General features: G+C 72.0%; 15 protein-coding genes and 2 pseudogenes. 11 read left to right on the top strand and 6 right to left on the bottom strand.

The genetic code is table 11. The features are described from left to right. The first annotated feature begins 131 nt into the window (after positions 1–131). The gene (locus tag QRX50_RS46425; protein ID WP_285969403.1) at positions 132–578 is read left to right on the top strand and encodes a histone-like nucleoid-structuring protein Lsr2; all 447 of its coding nucleotides are present in this window, start codon (positions 132–134) and stop codon (positions 576–578) included. 3 nt (positions 579–581) lie between these two features. Here the strand turns inward: QRX50_RS46425 and QRX50_RS46430 are convergent, their stop codons facing one another. Both QRX50_RS46430 and QRX50_RS46435 read right to left on the bottom strand, forming a co-directional pair. After that, positions 582–1,310 (bottom strand): lipoate--protein ligase family protein, encoded by a 729-nt coding sequence (locus QRX50_RS46430; protein ID WP_285969404.1) that lies wholly within the window; start codon positions 1,308–1,310, stop codon positions 582–584. 93 nt (positions 1,311–1,403) lie between these two features. Continuing rightward, on the bottom strand, positions 1,404–2,033 hold the full coding sequence (locus QRX50_RS46435) for a TetR family transcriptional regulator (protein WP_285974743.1): 630 nt from the start codon (positions 2,031–2,033) through the stop codon (positions 1,404–1,406). A gap of 143 nt (positions 2,034–2,176) precedes the next feature. On the opposite strand from QRX50_RS46435, the gene QRX50_RS46440 reads away from it, so the two are divergent. The 6 genes from QRX50_RS46440 (at position 2,177) to QRX50_RS46465 (ending at position 7,328) form a co-directional block, all read left to right on the top strand. Beyond that, positions 2,177–3,262, top strand: a complete 1,086-nt coding sequence (locus tag QRX50_RS46440) for a ferredoxin reductase (protein ID WP_285969405.1) — start codon at positions 2,177–2,179, stop codon at positions 3,260–3,262. 82 nt (positions 3,263–3,344) lie between these two features. After that, complete coding sequence (locus QRX50_RS46445) at positions 3,345–4,460, top strand: fatty acid desaturase family protein (protein WP_285969406.1); 1,116 nt, start codon at positions 3,345–3,347, stop codon at positions 4,458–4,460. 10 nt (positions 4,461–4,470) lie between these two features. Continuing rightward, complete coding sequence (locus QRX50_RS46450; RefSeq protein WP_285969407.1) at positions 4,471–4,707, top strand: hypothetical protein; 237 nt, start codon at positions 4,471–4,473, stop codon at positions 4,705–4,707. An 87-nt stretch (positions 4,708–4,794) separates the two neighbouring features. Then, entirely contained in the window at positions 4,795–6,066 is a 1,272-nt protein-coding gene (locus tag QRX50_RS46455) for a sensor histidine kinase (protein ID WP_285969408.1), read from the top strand. 22 nt (positions 6,067–6,088) lie between these two features. Then, positions 6,089–6,733 carry a response regulator transcription factor gene (locus QRX50_RS46460; RefSeq protein ID WP_285969409.1) on the top strand — a complete coding sequence of 215 codons (645 nt, stop codon included), beginning with the start codon at positions 6,089–6,091 and terminating at the stop codon, positions 6,731–6,733. Between the two features lie 184 nt (positions 6,734–6,917). After that, complete coding sequence (locus QRX50_RS46465) at positions 6,918–7,328, top strand: secondary thiamine-phosphate synthase enzyme YjbQ (RefSeq protein ID WP_285969410.1); 411 nt, start codon at positions 6,918–6,920, stop codon at positions 7,326–7,328. Between the two features lie 113 nt (positions 7,329–7,441). Here QRX50_RS46465 and QRX50_RS46470 read toward each other — a convergent pair. Then, a pseudogene (locus QRX50_RS46470) lies at positions 7,442–8,436 on the bottom strand (ABC transporter permease). A gap of 102 nt (positions 8,437–8,538) precedes the next feature. Here QRX50_RS46470 and QRX50_RS46475 point away from each other — a divergent pair. Continuing rightward, on the top strand, positions 8,539–9,234 hold the full coding sequence (locus QRX50_RS46475) for an HAD family hydrolase (RefSeq protein ID WP_285969411.1): 696 nt from the start codon (positions 8,539–8,541) through the stop codon (positions 9,232–9,234). Between the two features lie 211 nt (positions 9,235–9,445). Then, a pseudogene (locus QRX50_RS46480) lies at positions 9,446–11,655 on the top strand (bifunctional lysylphosphatidylglycerol flippase/synthetase MprF). Here the strand turns inward: QRX50_RS46480 and QRX50_RS46485 are convergent. Further along, positions 11,595–12,638, bottom strand: coding sequence for a DUF8017 domain-containing protein (locus QRX50_RS46485; RefSeq protein ID WP_285969412.1), 1,044 nt, complete (start codon positions 12,636–12,638; stop codon positions 11,595–11,597). The pseudogene QRX50_RS46480 and the gene QRX50_RS46485 overlap by 61 nt on opposite strands. A gap of 12 nt (positions 12,639–12,650) precedes the next feature. Further along, positions 12,651–14,399: a proline--tRNA ligase gene (locus tag QRX50_RS46490; RefSeq protein WP_285969413.1), complete on the bottom strand. Its 1,749-nt coding sequence runs from the start codon at positions 14,397–14,399 to the stop codon at positions 12,651–12,653. Positions 14,400–14,530: 131 nt separating this feature from the next. On the opposite strand from QRX50_RS46490, the gene QRX50_RS46495 reads away from it, so the two are divergent. Further along, entirely contained in the window at positions 14,531–14,887 is a 357-nt protein-coding gene (locus tag QRX50_RS46495; RefSeq protein ID WP_285969414.1) for a VOC family protein, read from the top strand. A gap of 24 nt (positions 14,888–14,911) precedes the next feature. Beyond that, positions 14,912–15,805 carry a 2-hydroxyacid dehydrogenase gene (locus QRX50_RS46500; RefSeq protein ID WP_285969415.1) on the top strand — a complete coding sequence of 298 codons (894 nt, stop codon included), beginning with the start codon at positions 14,912–14,914 and terminating at the stop codon, positions 15,803–15,805. A gap of 17 nt (positions 15,806–15,822) precedes the next feature. Here QRX50_RS46500 and QRX50_RS46505 read toward each other — a convergent pair whose 3' ends face one another. Next, the gene (locus QRX50_RS46505) at positions 15,823–16,785 is read right to left on the bottom strand and encodes a GNAT family N-acetyltransferase (protein WP_285969416.1); all 963 of its coding nucleotides are present in this window, start codon (positions 16,783–16,785) and stop codon (positions 15,823–15,825) included. Between the last annotated feature and the right edge of the window lie 54 nt (positions 16,786–16,839).

Below are 16,839 nucleotides of genomic sequence, written 5' to 3' on the forward strand. Positions count from 1 at the left end.
CACCGCGCGGCTTCACGCAAGCCAGCCGATACTCTCTGCCGCGAGCTGCAAGATATCGGCGACACCGGGTGACCGGGTCGTCGCCGTGCCGATTGCACGCACGACCACGATCGAGCACGGAGGGCTTTCGCATGGCCAAGAACACCGCCGTCCACGTGTTGGACGACCTCACCGGCGAACCCGCCGCCGAGACGGTGGGCTTCGGCCTCGACGGGCTCGACTACGAGATCGACCTCTCCGTGCACAACGCCGCGGCACTTCGGCAAATCTTCGACCCGTACGTGACGAACGGCCGCCGCACGGGTGGCCGCAAGCAGCGGCCGCGGATGGTGGCGGGGGCGAAAGCCGTGGAACCACAGGAAGTTCCGGCGAAGGCCAAGCCCGCCAAGCGCACCGCGGCGGCGAAGACCCCGGCCCGCCCGGCCGAACCGGCGCCGAAGACCACGCGGGCCAAGAAAACTCAACCGGTGAAAAACGCGGCCGCGGAGCCGAAAACCGTGGTGAAGACCACTGAGCCGAAGCCGGCCCGACGTCCGGTGAAGAAGATCCCCGCCGTCACCTTCTCCGCGAGCGAGTAGCGCTCACCGGCGCTGTTTCCCGTCGGCGTGCCAGCCGTCGTAGTGGTAGCGCGTGTCCAGCAGCACGCGCTGCCGCTCGAGCTCCGCGTCCGTCGGCGGCCTCGGCACGAGCGGGCCGAGCAGCCCCGCGGCGGCGGCGCGCACCACGGACTCCACCTCGCCCTCCGGCGGGCGCACGCCGTGGTCGGCCAGCGACGCGACCTCGCTGCGGTGCGAGTCGAGCGGCTTCGGGTCCTGCGGCGGCCCGGTGAGGTAGGCGCCGACGCGCGCGGCGTCGGTGTCGATCAGCAGCGTCGAGTGCGCCAGCAGCCCGTTCTTGGTCCGGAACACCGCGAACCCGCACAGCTTTGCGTCGCCCACGAACAGGCCGCGCTCACCGAGCCGCGGCGGCAGGCCGAGTTTCTCGACGGCCGCCGACATCACCAGCCCGAGCATCTCCAGCGGCCGGTCGGCGGGGCCAGGCAGCACGAGCGTGACGTTGAGGTTGCCCGGATCGTGGAACACCGTGCCGCCACCGCTGGCCCGGCGCAGCACCGGCACACCGTCGCGCTCGCACTCGGCCACGCGCACCTCGCGCGCCACCTTCTGCCCGCGGCCGACGACCACGCTCACCGGGTTGCGCCACAGCCAAAGCACCGGCGCGGCCGGGCCTTCCCGCAGCAGCGCCTCGTCGAACGCCAGGTTCTCCGCCGGGTCGCTGAACTCCGCACGCACGTCCGACCCGGTGTCCACAGCGCTCCTCCACGACCTCGCCCGCCGAAGATCCGGCGTCTCCGAAGAACAGGCTGGTCAAGGAAATCGTAGCTCTTGGGCGCCGGCCCGCGGCTAGGCGGACGGGCGCCAGTGGGGCACGCCGACGAGGATCATCCGCAGGCGCTTGCGGGCCAGCGCCAACGTGCGTTCGTCGGCTTCGCGGTCGCCGTGGCGGACCTCGAGCAGGTCGACGACCGTGGCGAGCATGGCCGTGACGATGAGATCGGCCAGGGCGTGGAGGTCTTCGGTGGGCCACTCGCGCAGGTCGTCGAAGCGGGCGAGGTCGATCGCCAGGTCGCTGGAGAACAGCCGCAGCTCCACGCCGATGGCGCGCGCCACCGGGCCGGTGCCGGCGTAGCGCTCGCGCGTGACGAAGCGGAAGTGGTCCTCGTGGGCGCGCACGTGTTCATACAGCGTGCGCACGGACGCGTCGATCATGCCGCGGTGACTCGCGGGCTCGGTCCGCGCGGTGCGGATCATCCCGCGCAACGTGCGTGTGGTCTCCTCGACCAGTGCGACGCCGAGCTCGTCCATCGAGGTGAAGTGCCGGTAGAACGCGGTGGGCACGATGCCCGCGCGCTTGGTGACCTCGCGCAGGGACAGGCTGCCGAACCCGCGGTCGGCGAGCAGCTCCAGTGCCGCGTCGAGCAGCGCCTGGCGGGTGCGCTGCTTGCGCTCCTGCCGGCTCACCGACGCCGGCATCTCCGCTTCGGACACGTCCGGCAGCGTACTGACGCCTTCGGCATGGTCCACGTCACATCACCTCGCTCCCGCGTTGACAGCCACCTGGGCCGTGCCCCCACACTAGTGAGTGTACAGATGTGCACTCAAATCCGGAGGGCGTGATGACAGCACTGCTCCAGCAGCGCCTGCGCGGGCTCGCCTCGCTCGCCGAGGCCCTGCTCACCCCGCACGGCGCCGACCGCTACCTGGAACTGCTCGACCCGATGCTGGTCCGCCGCGAGATCCGCGGCCGCGTCGTCGCCGTCCGGCACCAGACGCCGGACACGGTCACGTTCACCGTCCGGCCGAGCCGCGCGTGGCGGGGCTTCGAGGCCGGGCAGTACGTGCGCCTGACCGCGGAGATCGACGGCGTCCGGCGCACCCGCTGCTACTCACCGTGCGGGCCGGGCAGCGGCGACCTCGAGTTCACCGTGAAGGCCGACCCGCACGGCCTGGTGTCGCGCCACCTGCACGCCACCACCCGCGTCGGCACCGTCTTCGGGCTCTCCGCCGCGGACGGGGAGTTCACGCTGCCCTCGCCGCGACCGGAGCGGATCGTGCTGGTCAGCGGCGGTAGCGGCATCACGCCGGTGCTCGCGATGGCGCGCCGGCTCGTCGTCGAAGGCCACCGCGGCGAGGTCGTGTTCCTGCACTACGCCAACTCCGCCGACGACGTGCTCTACCGCACCGAGCTGGCCGCGCTCGCCGAGCGCCACCGCGGGTTCCGGGTGGTCCACGCGCACACCCACGGCCGGGGCGGCGACCTGAGCGGGTTTTTCTCGAAGCAGCACCTCGCCCACGCCGCGCCGTGGTTCCGCGACGCCGAGACGTTCGTCTGCGGCCCGAAACCGCTCATGGACTCGGTGCGCGAACTGTTCGAGGCCGAAGGACTCGGTGAACGACTGCACACCGAAGAGTTCACGGCACCGCCGCTGAACTTCGACACGGAGGCAGCCGAAGGGACCGTGCGGTTCGCGCGCAGCGGCCGCGAATGCGCCAACTCGGGCAAGCCGCTGCTGGAGCAGGCCGAAGACGCCGGCCTGTCGCCGGAGCACGGGTGCCGCATGGGCATCTGCTTCTCCTGCACCCAGGTGAAGACCGCCGGGCGCGTGCGCAACGCCCGCACCGGTGAGGTCTCCGGCGAAGAGGACGAAGAGATCCAGCTCTGCATCAGCGTCCCGGTCGGGGACGTCGAGATCAACGCTTGAGAGGCGTCGTGAGCACACCATGCCCCGCCCGATCGCGACGCCGACCGGGTGCGGGTGTCCCGCAAGACACAGGAGGTACGCCATGACAGGACTTCAGGACCGCCTCACGCCCGAACAGATCGAGGAGTTCGGCCGCGAGCTCGACGCACTGCGCCAACGCGTCGTCGACGACCTCGGCGAGGCCGACGTCGAGTACATCCGCACGATCATCAAGACCCAGCGAGGGCTGGAGGTCGCCGGACGCGGGCTGTTGTTCGCCGGTTTCCTGCCGCCGGCGTGGGTCGCCGGCGTGGCGGCGCTGTCACTGGCCAAGATCCTCGACAACATGGAGATCGGCCACAACGTGATGCACGGCCAGTACGACTGGACGCGCATCCCGGAGCTGAGCTCGCAGCGGTTCGAGTGGGACAACGTCGCGCCGGCCGAGAACTGGCGGCACTCCCACAACTACCTGCACCACACGTTCACGAACATCCTCGACAAGGACCGCGACATCGGTTACGGCATCCTGCGGATGGACGCGGCCCAGAAGTGGCACCCGTACTACCTCGGCAACCCCGTGTACGCGACGCTGCTCGCCCTGCTGTTCCAGTGGGGCGTGATGCTGCACGACCTCGAAATCGAGCGGGTTTTCAAGGGTGAGCGCACGTGGGCCGAGAACGTGCCGGTGCTGCGCAAGATCATGCGCAAGGCCGCGCGCCAGATCGGCAAGGACTACGTGCTCTTCCCGCTGCTGACCGGTCCGCTCGCGCCGCTGACACTGGTGGGCAACGCGAGCGCGAACCTCGTGCGCAACCTGTGGGCGTTTTCGATCATCTTCTGCGGCCACTTCCCGGCCGACGTGGAGAGCTTCACCCAGGAAGAGACCGACGAAGAGTCGCGCGGCCAGTGGTACCTGCGCCAGATCCTGGGGTCCGCCAACATCACCGGCGGTCCGCTGTTCCACATCCTTTCGGGCAACCTCTCGCACCAGATCGAGCACCACCTGTTCCCGGACATCCCGGCGCGGCGCTACCCGCAGATCGCGGCCGAAGTGCGCGAGATCTGCGAGCGCTACGGCCTGCCCTACAACACCGGGCCGCTGCGCAAACAGCTGTGGTCGGTGGCCAAGAAGATCGTGAAGCTGGCGCTTCCCGGAACGCCTTCAGGCGGCCCGGAGGTTACGGTGGATCCCGACCGGCAACTCCGAGCAGCCTGAGGAACCTCACATGGTGGGTCAGTTCGAAAGCGGCAAGGACACGGTGCAGGAGCTCACGGAATCCGCGGCCACTCACATCGGGGCGATCGCGACGATCATCACCGGCGCCGTGCGCGACATCGCGCGCGAAACCGGCAGCTGGCTCACCGACGTGATCGAGATGCGGGAAGCGTCGCAGCGCGCTCGGGAAGACAGCGTCCGTGAGCACCGCGCTCCCGATCCTGCGCAGCGCCCCGAAGAAGACTGACGCTCCGGGCCGGGCGGGGGAAATCCCCCACCCGGTCCAGGGCGAACCCGGTGGTCGGCCGGCCGTGCGGCGGGCAGACTTCGGGGCATGACTTCTCGGGCCGCGGACGCAGGCGCGCCGCGGCGCGCGTGGTGGCCTGGGCCGCTGCGCCAGACGCGGGTGGAAACGGCGTGGCTGGTGGTGGCCGGGGTGCTGTCGCCGGTCGCGCTCGTCGTCGTGCTCGCCGGGCTCGCGATCGGCGTCGCCTTGAGCCCGCTCGGGCTGGGGCTGCTGGTGCTCGCGGGGGTCGTACGGGGGATGCGGCTGCTCGGCGGCCTGCACCGGCGGCTGGCGGGCGTGCTGCTCGACGCGCCGCTGCGCGCGCCGGCGCCGGTGGCGCTGCGGCCCGGGCTGTGGCACTGGCTGGTCGCGCGGCTCGGCGACCGGCACGCGTGGCGCGCGGGCGCGTACCTCGTGCTCCGCGTCCCGATCTCGTTCGCCGGGTTCGCCGTGGCCGGGTCGGTCCTGGTGTTCGGCGTCGCGGGGGCGAGCTACCCGGTGCTGTGGTTCTTCACGCGCGACGTGCTGCCGGTCTACAACATCGTGAGCCGCACGTGGCCGGGCACGGTGCTGTGGGCGATCGGCGGCGTGATCGCACTGGCCGCGGTGCCGTGGGTCGTGCACGCGCTGGCCGTCCTCGACCGGCAGCTCGGGCGGCTGCTGCTGTCCGGTCCCGGGTTGCTGCAACGCCTGCGGTTCCTGGAGGAGACGCGGACGACGGCGCTCGAAGACGCGGCGCAGCGGTTGCGCCGCATCGAACGCGACCTGCACGACGGGGCCCAGGCGCAGCTCGTCGCGATGGCGATGAAACTGGGGCTGGCCAAGGAAGAACTGGCCACGGACACCGTCGACCTCGACCAGGTGCGCACGCTCGTCGAGGCCGCGCACGGCAACGCCAAGCAGGCACTGGTCGAGCTGCGTGACCTCGCCTGCGGCATCCACCCGGCGGCGCTGGACAAGGGACTCGACGTGGCACTGTCCACTGTGGCCACTTCCGTCGGGATGGTCGCGACGGTGTCGGTGCGGCTGGGCCGTCGGCCACCGCCGTCGTTGGAGGCCGTGGTGTACTTCGCCGCCGCGGAGCTGATGACGAACGTGGCGAAGCACTCCGGAAAGCCTTGCACCGTCCGGATCGACGAGCACGACAGCGGGCTGCGCCTGACCGTGGCCGACCCCGGCCCCGGCGGCGCGGCGGTGGTGCCCGGCGGCGGGCTGGCCGGGATCGCGGAGCGGCTGCGGCCGGTGGACGGCGAGCTGGCCGTGGTGAGCCCGCCCGGCGGCCCGACCGTGGTCACGGCCGAAGTCCCGCTGCCTCGCTAGGCTGGCGACGAGGGGGGAACGCATGCGGATCGTGATCGCCGAGGACTCGACCATCCTGCGCCAGGGCCTGGTCGAGCTGCTGGGGCTGCGGGGCCACGACGTCGTCGCGGCGGCGAAGGACGCCGAGGAGCTGCGGGCGGCCGTGCGCGCGCACCGGCCCGACGTGTCCGTGGTCGACATCCGCATGCCGCCTTCGCACACCGACGAGGGCCTGCGCGCGGCGATCGAGCTGCGCGAGGAGCTGGCGGGCTGCGCGATCCTGCTGTTCTCGCAGTACGTGGAGACGAAGTACGCCAAGCAGCTGCTCGCCGACCAGGCCGGCGCGGTCGGTTACCTGCTCAAGGACCGCGTCGCCGAGGTCTCCGACTTCCTCGACGCGCTGCGCCGGGTCGCGGCCGGCGAGACGGTGCTGGACCCCGAAGTCGTGCGCCAGCTCTTCGCCGCCACCGGCCGGTCGGGCCCGCTCACGGAGCTGACCGCCCGCGAACGCGAGGTGCTCGACCTGATGGCGCAGGGCCGGTCCAACTCCGCGATCGCCGCGGACCTGTTCCTGTCGGCGGGATCGGTGGAGAAGTACGTGACGAGCATCTTCGCCAAGCTCGGCCTGCCGCCGTCGGAAGGCCACAACCGCCGGGTGCTCGCGGTGCTGCGCTACCTGGGCATTTGACACCTGAGTGGTTGTTCGCGCTCTCGGTCCCACCTGGTTACCCACGCGAGATCGCGCCGGTTTCCGGATTGTGCGGTGCGATCGGCCGCCAGGCCGGTCCGGCCGCGCAATCCGGAAGCCGGCTCAAAGGCGATCTCGCACGCCCCGGCGGAGCCGGGGCAGACAACACTGAGACGCTGGCGGTATGTACTCCACCGAGCTCGAAGTGCACACCGGGAACACCGCCGTGGTCCACGACCTCACCCACGAGGCCGAGAAGTTCCTGCGCGACGCCGACGCCACCGACGGTCTGCTGCACGTCTGGGTCCCACACGCCACGGCCGGACTGGCGATCCTCGAGACCGGCGCCGGCAGCGACGATGACCTGCTCGCCGCCCTCGAGGAGATCCTCCCCCGTGACGCGCGCTGGCGGCACCGCCACGGCAGCCCGGGCCACGGCCGCGACCACGTGCTGCCCGCGCTGGTGCCGCCGTACGCGACGATCCCCGTGCTGGGCGGGGTACTCGCGCTGGGGACGTGGCAGTCGATCTGCCTGGTCGACACCAACGTCGACAACCCTGTGCGCAAGATCCGCTTCAGTTTCTTGTGTAGCTGAGTTTGGCCCCGGCTCCGCCGGGGCGTGCGAGATCGCCTTTTGCCGGTCTCGCGCTGTGGTCGCCCTCGGCGGGGTGGGTTGGGAGGGTAGGCGCGGGGTGAGCGGCGCCGACCTCAGGCGGCCGCGACCTCGATGGGTGAGGCCGTGGGCTGCGGTTCGGGCGGCTCGGGTCGTGAACGGCGCGGCCAGAGCGCCAGGGCCAGGCCGACCACGAGCAGCCCGGTCAGGACCCAGATGCCCGTCGTCACGTCCGGGGCGTCCGGTAGGCCCTGCAGGAGGCTGCGCAGGCCTTCGGTCGAGAAGCGGAACGGTGTCCACGACCACAGCAGCGCGCGGTAGGCCGGGTTGAGCAGCTCGGGCACCTGCCCGGCCACCGCGGGCGCCACGAGGTACAGCGGCGCCAGGATGGCCAGCGCCCACAGGCCGAGCAGCCGCAGCAGACCGGCTTGCAGCGCGGCGAACGCGGTGACCGTGAGGAACAAGTAGGCGAGCACGTCCCAGGTCAGCGGCAGCGTCAAGTCCCACAGGGCGGCGAAGCCCACGAGCACACCCGTCACCAGCACGCCGCTGCCCAGCACCTGCGCGAGGCGGATCGGAACGCTCACCCGACAGCCGGCGCTGAGCCGCACCAGCACGGCACCGGCGACGAGCGAGCCCAGCCAGGCGAGCGCGCTGGCGGCCAGGGGCACGACCCGGCCCGCGGCGCTCGCCGGGTGCAGCATCTCGAGGCGCGGCTCACCGGGCAACGCCTGGGCCGCCCCCGCGAGCACCTGCGTGCCCGCCGGGTTCACCGCGCCGGAGAGCCGACGGTGGCGGCGGGGCCAGGACGAAGCTCCAGCACGTCGTAGACCTCCTTTTCCGCCAACAGGTTCCGCGCCTCGGCCGGGTCGGCGACGCGCCAGTCGAGCTGCGTGCCGCCATGGGCGGCGACCTGGCGCGCCAGCCCGGCCATCGACGGGGGTGCCGAAACGGCGACGGGTACGTGGTCAGGCGCGACCGTGGCCTGCGCCCCGAAGGTCAGGAACCCCAGCACCACGGCGGCGAGTGCGCCCGCCAGCACCGCGACCAGGTCGAACGCGCCCGCGGGGCGCCGAGCAGCAGCCGGCATGACGGCTTCCCAGTTATTCTTCATATATTGAATTACGGCCAAAGTAGGTCGTCACCGGAAAGTCAACAGACGTTGAATACTTCCGCCGGTACCCTCACGGCCGTGACGACGCACGCGCACCGGCTGGTGCTCTGGGACATCGACCACACGCTCGTGGACCTCACGGGCGTCGGCAGCAGCTGGTACGCCACGGCGCTCACCGCCATGGGCACCGAGCTGCGCACCCACCCCGACTACGGCGGGCGCACCGAGCGCGCGATCACCGCCGATGTCCTTTCCACGCACGGCATCGAGGCGACCGAGGAGAACATCCAGCGCCTGTGGAGCGAGCTGATCGCCGTGGCCGACGAGGCCCGCGGCACGCTGCACGAAGCCGGCCGGGCCCTCGACGGCGCGGCGGCGGCGCTGGCCGAGATGGCCGGCCACGGCGCCGTGCAGACCCTCGTGACCGGCAATCTGCCGGAGATCTCGGTGCACAAGCTCGCCGCGTTCGGCCTCGACGAGCACTTGGAGCTGGAGATCGGCGGCTACGGCTCGCTCTCGGCGCATAGGCCCGACCTCGTCCCCCACGCCGTGGCCGCGGCGGCCGCCAAGCACGGCACGGCGTTCGCGCCCGGCGACGTCGTGGTGATCGGCGATACCCCCAACGACGTGAAGGCGGCCCTCGACAACGGTGCCGTCGCGGTCGCCGTCGCCACCGGGCACTACAGCGCCGAAGAGCTCGCCGCCTCGGGTGCCCACACCGTGCTGCCCGATCTCGCCGATCTCGACTCGGTGCGCAAGGCAGTGCTCGGCTGAGCGGTCCACCCCTGTTTTTCGACCCGCACGGCGGTTTCGGCCGCGCGCCGAGGCCGCCGTGCGCGGTTCACCCCCTGGCCGAGCGGTGTTTCCCTGAGCCCGCATCCGCCTTCGGGTCAGGGTTTTCTCCCTCCGGAGTAGCACTCCCCTAGGCGGACAAGTCGCTCCCACGAAGGATGTCGGCTTTAGGCCCAGGCGCAAGACTCGGATCATGACGACCGCATCGCCGGCGGCGGGGACCGCCAGCGGTGCCGGCACGGGGGGACGCGGGCGGGCGGCCGGAAGGCCGAAACGCGAGCGGTTCGCCGTGCTCTGGCGCCGCCTTCCGTTCACCACCACCGTCGTGCTCGCGATCCTCGTGGCCGGGTCGCGAGCCGCACGCTCTGGCAAGCCGCCGAGCACCAGCCGTCGTTCGCCTACTACGCCTACGGTTTGCCGTCGCTGGAACACGGCCGCTGGTGGACGCTGGCGACCGGCCCGTTCTTCGCGCTGCGGCCGCTGTTCTACCTGCCGATGGCCGGGACTTTCGCACTGCTGACCGGGTTCGCGGAGTGGCAGCTCGGCACGCGCCGCACGATCCTGGTGACCGTCGGCGGGCAGCTGGTCGCGGCCGCGGCGGCGATCCAGTTCCTCGTGCTGTGCCGCCACTCCGGCTGGACGTGGGCCGCGCACATCGCGACCACGCTCGACGTCGGCTTCTCCGGCGGCACACTCGCAGCCATCGCCGTGGCCAGCGCGACGCTGCGCGCGCCGTGGCGGCTGCGGCTGCGCGCCGGGTTGTGCGTGTATGCGGGTGTCGCGATCGTGTACGTCGGCACGCTCGCGGATCTCGTGCACTTCTTCGCGCTGGTGCTGGCGTTGCCGCTCGGCCACCGGCTCGCGGGCAGGGCGCGCCTGGCCGAAGCCGTGCGGCCCAGCGTGCGCGAGTGGCGGCTGCTGGCGTGCGCGGGACTGCTGCTGCTCACCGTGGCCGAGGTGGTGATGTGGCTCGTCCCGGGTGACGGCCCGTTCGGCCCGTCCGACGCGGTTTCGCTGTCGGCGCCGGAAATCCTCGTCATGGGTGTGCTCGTGGTGCCGATGCTCAATGGCCTGCGCCGCGGCTCGCGCCTCGCGTGGCGCTGGGCCGTGGGGCTGTGCGTGTTCGCGGTGTCGCAGATCCTCGTGGTGAGCGGGGTCCTGGCCGTGGCGAAGCTGGTGCGCGCCGAGTACGACAGCCACGGGCTTTCGCTGTTCTTCGTGGACAATCTCTTGTGGACGGTCGAGCTGGTGCTGCTGATCGCGGCCGGCGGCGCGTTCCGCGTGCCGTCACGCCGGCGTCGCCGCAAGCTGCTGCGCGGCGGACCGGACGGTCACTTCGCCCGGCTTCTCTTGGGGCGCAACGGAGGCAGCACGATCTCGTGGATGACGACGTGGCCGCAGAACGCGTACTTCGTCGCCTCCGACGGCGCGTCCTACCTCGCGTACCAGCGCCACGCGGGGGTCGCGATCGCGCTCGGCGATCCCGTGGCACCCTGTGGCTCGGCCGCTCGCGCGCTCAGGGAGTTCCGGGAGATGTGCGAGAACTCCGGGCTGGTGCCGTGCGTTTTCTCCGCGACGGCCGCGACCGTCGGGGTGACGCGGGAGCTGGGCTGGCAGCACGTGCAGGTCGCGGAGGACACGCTCGTGGACCTCGAAAACCTGGAGTTCCGCGGAAAAGCCTGACAGGACGTGCGTTCGGCGCTGAACAAGGCGCGCCACGACGGCATCGAGTTCCACCTGGTGCGCCTCGCCGAGCAGCCGCCCGCGATCCGCGAGCAGGTGCGCGTGCTGTCGGAGGAGTGGATCGGCGACAAAGGCCTGCCGGAGATGGGATTCACCCTCGGCGGTGTCGCCGAGGCGATGGACCCGGCGACGCGCGTGGGGCTCGCGATCGACGCGTCGGGCAGCGTCCAGGGCATCACGTCGTGGCTGCCGGTGCACACGGGCTCGGGCACCGTCGGCGGGTGGACGCTCGACGTGATGCGCCGCCGGCCGGGCGGGTTCCGGCCGGTGATGGAGTTCCTCATCGCGTCGGCGTGCCTGGCGTTGCGCGAGGAGGGCGCTCGGTTCGTCTCGCTTTCGGGCGCACCGCTCGTGCGCGGCCGCGACACCGCGCCCGCGCGTGCGGTGGACCGGGTGCTCGACGCGGTGGGCGCGCTGATGGAGCCGTACTACGGGTTCCGCTCGCTGCACGCGTTCAAGGCGAAGTTCCAGCCGCGGCGCGAGCCGCTGTACCTGGCCTACCGAGACGAGGCCGATCTGCCGCGCATCGGCCTCGCGCTCGGGCGCGCGTATCTGCAAGGCGCCGGGCTGAAGGACTTCGCGAAGCTGGCGTTGCGGCGTCAGCGCGTAGTCGGCGGCGGGGTGGTCGTGGACCGGTCGGCGGCCGGCACGCCGCGGTAGCTCCGCAGCAGCCGGACGACGTCGGCGCGGCTGGTGGTGTCGTCGGTGTAGGCCAGCAGCACCACCGACCGGGTCGCGGTGGCCAAGGCGAGCGCGCCGACGGTGACGTGCTTCTGGATGCACCCGTCGGTGCCGTCCTGGGTGACGTCGGCGAGCACCAGCCGCGCGGGACGGGTGGTGGTCTCGAGCGGCACGGTCGCGTCCTGCGCCGGCGCGTACGTCACTTTCGCGCCCGGGGCGTACGCACTGCCGATGAGGTCGCCGACCGCTTTGCGCGCGGCGGCTTCGGCGTTGCCGCCATCTTCCGTCGTGACGCCGGACCCGCCGTGGCGGCTGTCGCTGCCGCAGTAGCCGCGGCCCGCGGACGCCGTGGTGCTGAGCAGGATCCCCGGCGAGGTCGCGGTGCCGTCCCAGCCGTGGACGACGCCGGGTTCGGGCGTCCAGCCCGGCGGGACGTCGTAGGCGAAGCTGCCGTCACGCGCGGCCACCGACGACCAGCCGTCGACCACCGCGGGTACGACGACGTGCGGCTCGGGCTGGAAGGTGACCGGGCCCCGGCTGGGCGTCGACGGGCTCGCCGAGTGGTGGCGGGCGGCGCCGAAGAAGTTCATCGCGGCCACGCCGAGGGCGATCACGGCCACGAGGATCCACAGCGCCCGCGACGGCCGCCCCTTCAACCGTGCAGGCGGCCGGCCTGTCGGCCGGATGCGCCGGGGCTCCGCGCGTGGCGCGTGCCCGGTGACGGCGGGATCTTCGGCGTACCAAGGAGTTCCGCCGGACTTCTCGCCTTGCGCCGACCACGGGCCGGCATCCGGTTCGGCCGGCCCGGCAGCGGGCTGCCCGGAAACCGGGGAGCCCGTGCCGTAGCCGGCGGCCGGGAAGCCGGGTGCGTCAGCGGGTTCGTACCCGCCGACACCGGTGAGAGCGGCGTTGTCCTCGTAGCCGCCGTCGTCCTCGCGGCCGGACCGGCCGAAGAGCCCCACCGGCGGGTGCCGTCAGGAGCGGACGAGCTTGACCAGGTGGCCGACCACGGAGTCGACCGGGATCTCCTCGCGTTCGCCGGTGCGGCGGTCCTTGACCTCGACCAGCCCGTTGGCCAGGCCGCGCCCGACGACCAGGATCGTGGGCACGCCCACCAGCTCCGCGTCGGCGAACTTCACGCCCGGGGTGGCCTTGCGGTCGTCGAACAGCACGTCGACCCCGGCCGCGTCGAGCTCGGCGACGAGCTTCTCCGCACCCGCCGCGATGGTGTCGTCCTTGCCCGCGACGACCACGTGCACGTCGTACGGCGACACCTCGCGCGGCCACACCAGACCGGCGGTGTCGTGGTTCTGCTCGGCGAGCACGGCGACCAGCCGCGAGACACCGACGCCGTAGGAGCCCATGGTGATGCGGATCGGCTTCGAGTCGGGGCCGAGGGCGTCGAGCTCGAACGCGTTGGTGTACTTGCGGCCCAGCTGAAAGATGTGGCCGATCTCGATGCCGCGCGCGGCGACGAGGGTGCCGTGGCCGTCGGGCGACGCGTCGCCCTCGCGGACCTCGGCGGCCTCGATCGTGCCGTCGGGCGTGAAGTCGCGACCCGCCACGAGGTCGAGCACGTGGTGCCCGTCCTGGTCGGCGCCGGTCAGCCACGCGGTGCCGGTGACCACCCGCGGGTCGACGAGGTAGCGAACGCCGTTCTCCTTCAGCGCCTTCGGACCGATGTAACCCTTGACGAGGAACGGGTTCTTCGCGAAGTCCGCCTCCTCCAGCAGCTCGACCTCGGCGGGCTCGAGCGACGCTTCGAGGCGCTTCATGTCGACCTCGCGGTCGCCCGGCAGGCCGACGCCCAGGAGCTCCCACTCCTTCGCGCCCGGCTGGCGGATCTTCAGCAGCACGTTCTTGAGCGTGTCCGCCGCGGTGAACTCGCGGCCGAGGCCGGCGGCGTTGAAGAACGCCACGAGCGACTCGATGGTCGGCGTGTTCGGCGTGGCGTGCACCTGCGCGGCGGGCAGGCCCTCGATCGGACGCTCGGCCGGCGCGGGGGTGACCACGGCTTCGACGTTGGCCGCGTAGCCGGACTCCGTGCTGCGCACGTAGGTGTCCTCACCCGTCTCGGCGACGGCGAGGAACTCCTCCGACGCCGAGCCGCCCATGGCGCCCGACGTCGCGGCGACCACCACGTACTCGAGGCCGAGGCGGTCGAACAGCTTGGTGTAGGCGTCGCGGTGCGCCTGGTAGGAGCGCTCCAGGCCCTCGTCGTCGAGGTCGAAGGAGTAGGAGTCCTTCATCACGAACTCGCGGCCGCGCAGGATGCCGGCGCGGGGGCGCGCTTCGTCGCGGTACTTCGTCTGGATCTGGTACAGCGTGACCGGGTAGTCCTTGTACGAGCTGTACTCGCCCTTCACGGTGAGCGCGAAGAGCTCCTCGTGCGTCGGGCCGAGCAGGTAGTCGGCACCCCGGCGGTCCTTGAGGCGGAAGAGGTTGTCGCCGTACTCGGTCCAGCGCCCGGTGGCCTCGTAGGGCTCGCGCGGCAGCAGCGCGGGGAACTGGATCTCCTGCGCGCCGATCGCGTTCATCTCCTCGCGCACGACCTGCTCGACGCGGCGGAGCACCCGCAGGCCCAGCGGCAGCCACGAGTAACCACCCGGGGCGACCCGGCGGACGTAGCCGGCACGCACCAGCAGCCGGTGGCTGGGTACCTCGGCGTCCGCCGGATCCTCGCGCAAGGTGCGGAGGAACAACGACGACATCCTGGTGATCACGGTGGACTCCCTGCGCTGAGCGGCTGTGAGCGGGGGTTGACCGACACAGCGTAGTCAACCGCCGTCCGGGCACTCCACCCGGTTATCGCGTGGTCGGCGTTTTGTCGGTGCCCCGCGCTAGCGTCGCCGCCATGGCACTCGAACTGGGCATGATCACCATCGACTGCGCGGACCCCCGGGTCCTCGCGGACTTCTGGACGCAGGCGCTCGGCGTCGCGGTCGAAGCGGACTACGGACCCTTCGTGATGCTCGCGCGCCCCGGCGGCGGCGGGCCCGCGCTGGCGTTCCAGCAGGTCCCCGAGCCGCGCACGGTGAAGAACCGCGTGCACATCGACTTCTCCGCGCCCGACCGCGAGGCGGAGGTGAAACGCCTGGTCGGGCTGGGTGCGAGCGAGCAGGAGCGGCACGCGCAGCCGGGCATCGAGTGGACGGTGCTGGCCGATCCGGAGGGCAACGTGTTCTGCGTGGCGCAGGCGGGCGCGCACTGAGCCGGCGGCGCTAGGTTGGCGGGCATGAGCGCGCGAGTTCTCCTGCCCTGGACCGACATCGAGCTGCCCGGCGGGCTGGCCGCCGCGTACTACGACGGCGTGACCCTGCCCGGCGACGACCTGTCCGGCGTGGAGTTCTACGTGCTGCCCTACGACGCGGGGACTGAGCCGCCGAAGCTGATCGGGAAGCTGCCTTCGCTGCGCGCGGTGCAGGCGCTGTCGGCCGGGGTCGAGGCGCTGGTGCCGCTGGTGCCCGAGGGCGTCGCGCTGGCCAACGGCCGGGGTCTGCACGACCTCAGCGTGGCCGAGCACGCGCTGGCGCTGATCCACGCGGCGCAGCGGGACCTGCCGCGGTGGTTCGCGCAGCAGGCCACCGGGTCGTGGGAGCGCGAGCACACGCGTTCGCTTGCCGACAGCCGGGTGCTGCTCGTGGGCTACGGCTCCATCGGTCACGCGATCGAGCGGCAGCTGCTGGCGGCCGAGGCGGTGGTCACGCGGGTGGCGAGCCACGCGCGTGAAGGCGTGCACGGGATCGCCGAGCTGCCGGGGCTGCTGCCCTCGGCCGACATCGTGGTCTTGATCCTGCCCGAAACCGAGGCCACGAAGGGCCTGATGGGTGCCCGTGAGCTCGCGTTGCTGCCCGAGGGCGCGCTGGTCGTGAACGTCGGGCGCGGCTCCGCGATCGACACCGCCGCGCTGCTCGCCGAGACGACCACCGGCCGGCTGCGGGCCGCCCTCGACGTCGTGGACCCCGAGCCGCTGCCGGCCGACCATCCACTGTGGAGGGTGCCGTGCGTGGTGATCACGCCGCACGTCGCCGGCGGGTCGGCGTCGTTCTACCCGCGCGCGAAGAAGCTGGTGGCCGAGCAGCTGCGCCGCTTCGTGACCGGGGAACCACTGCTGAACCGTGTTGAGTGAGGCTGTCGAATAGGGCTTCAGATCGGCAGCACGTGGCCGTAGTAGGTGTCGGCGACCTCGTAGCCGCAGCGTTCGTAGATGCCGACGGCGCTGTAGGCGTTGTCGGTGTCCACGGACAGGGCCGAGCGCTCGAACCCGGCGCCACGGGCGTGGGCCAGCGTGTGGCCCAGCAGCGCCGTCGCCACACCACGGCCGCGCAGCTCCGACAGGGTGCCGACGTAGTCCACGTACAGCTCGCGCACGCCGGTGCCCGCGAAGTCGGCCGGGTGAAACGCGCTGAGCACGAACCCGACCACCGCGTCGTGTGCGGGAGTCAGAAGCAGGAACGACAGGTCGCCACGGAAGTCCTTCGCGCCCGTGATGCGGTGGCGCCAGGCTTCGGGTGACAGCTCGGCGCTGCCCCAATGGCCGGAGAAGGTCGCGTTGCGGGCCACCCGGGTGAGGTCGTCGTAGCGCTCGTCGAACGCGACCACCTCGTACTCGGCCGGCAGCGGCCGCGCGGGCGGCAACGAGCGCAGGTCGGCGCGCATCTCGACGAACGACCGCGCGCGCCGGAACCCGGCCCGGGCCAGCGCGTCGAGGTACCAGTGCTCGTTCTCGTGCGCGCCCGCGTGCAGCTCCAGCGGCGCGTCGGGGAAGGCGCGCTCGTGCACGCGCTTGCCGGCGTCGAGAAACCAGGGGGTGAGGTGCGCGGCGACCTCGGCCGTGCGGAACTCGGGGTGCGTCATCGCCTCGACGCGCGGCATGTGCACCGGGTCGGCGGCGTCGCGGCGGCGGATGGCCGCGTAGCTCACGAGGCGGTCGCCGGCCCACGCGCCGGTGCTGGCCAGCGCGAGGTCGAGGTCGGGCCCCTGCATCTCCTCGCGCAGGTCGGCGGCGGTGTAGTGCTCGCCGGTGCGGTCCACCTCCTCGGCGGCCGCGAACACGGTCGCGAGCTGCTCCGCGTCGCCGAGGGTGAGCGGGCGCCAGGTGAGCTCCATGACGTCAGCGTAGGCGGGCGCTGACGGGCGCCGCACCCCGATTACCCTCGTCGT

Source organism: Amycolatopsis sp. 2-15, from assembly GCF_030285625.1.
Classification (GTDB): domain Bacteria; phylum Actinomycetota; class Actinomycetes; order Mycobacteriales; family Pseudonocardiaceae; genus Amycolatopsis; species Amycolatopsis carbonis.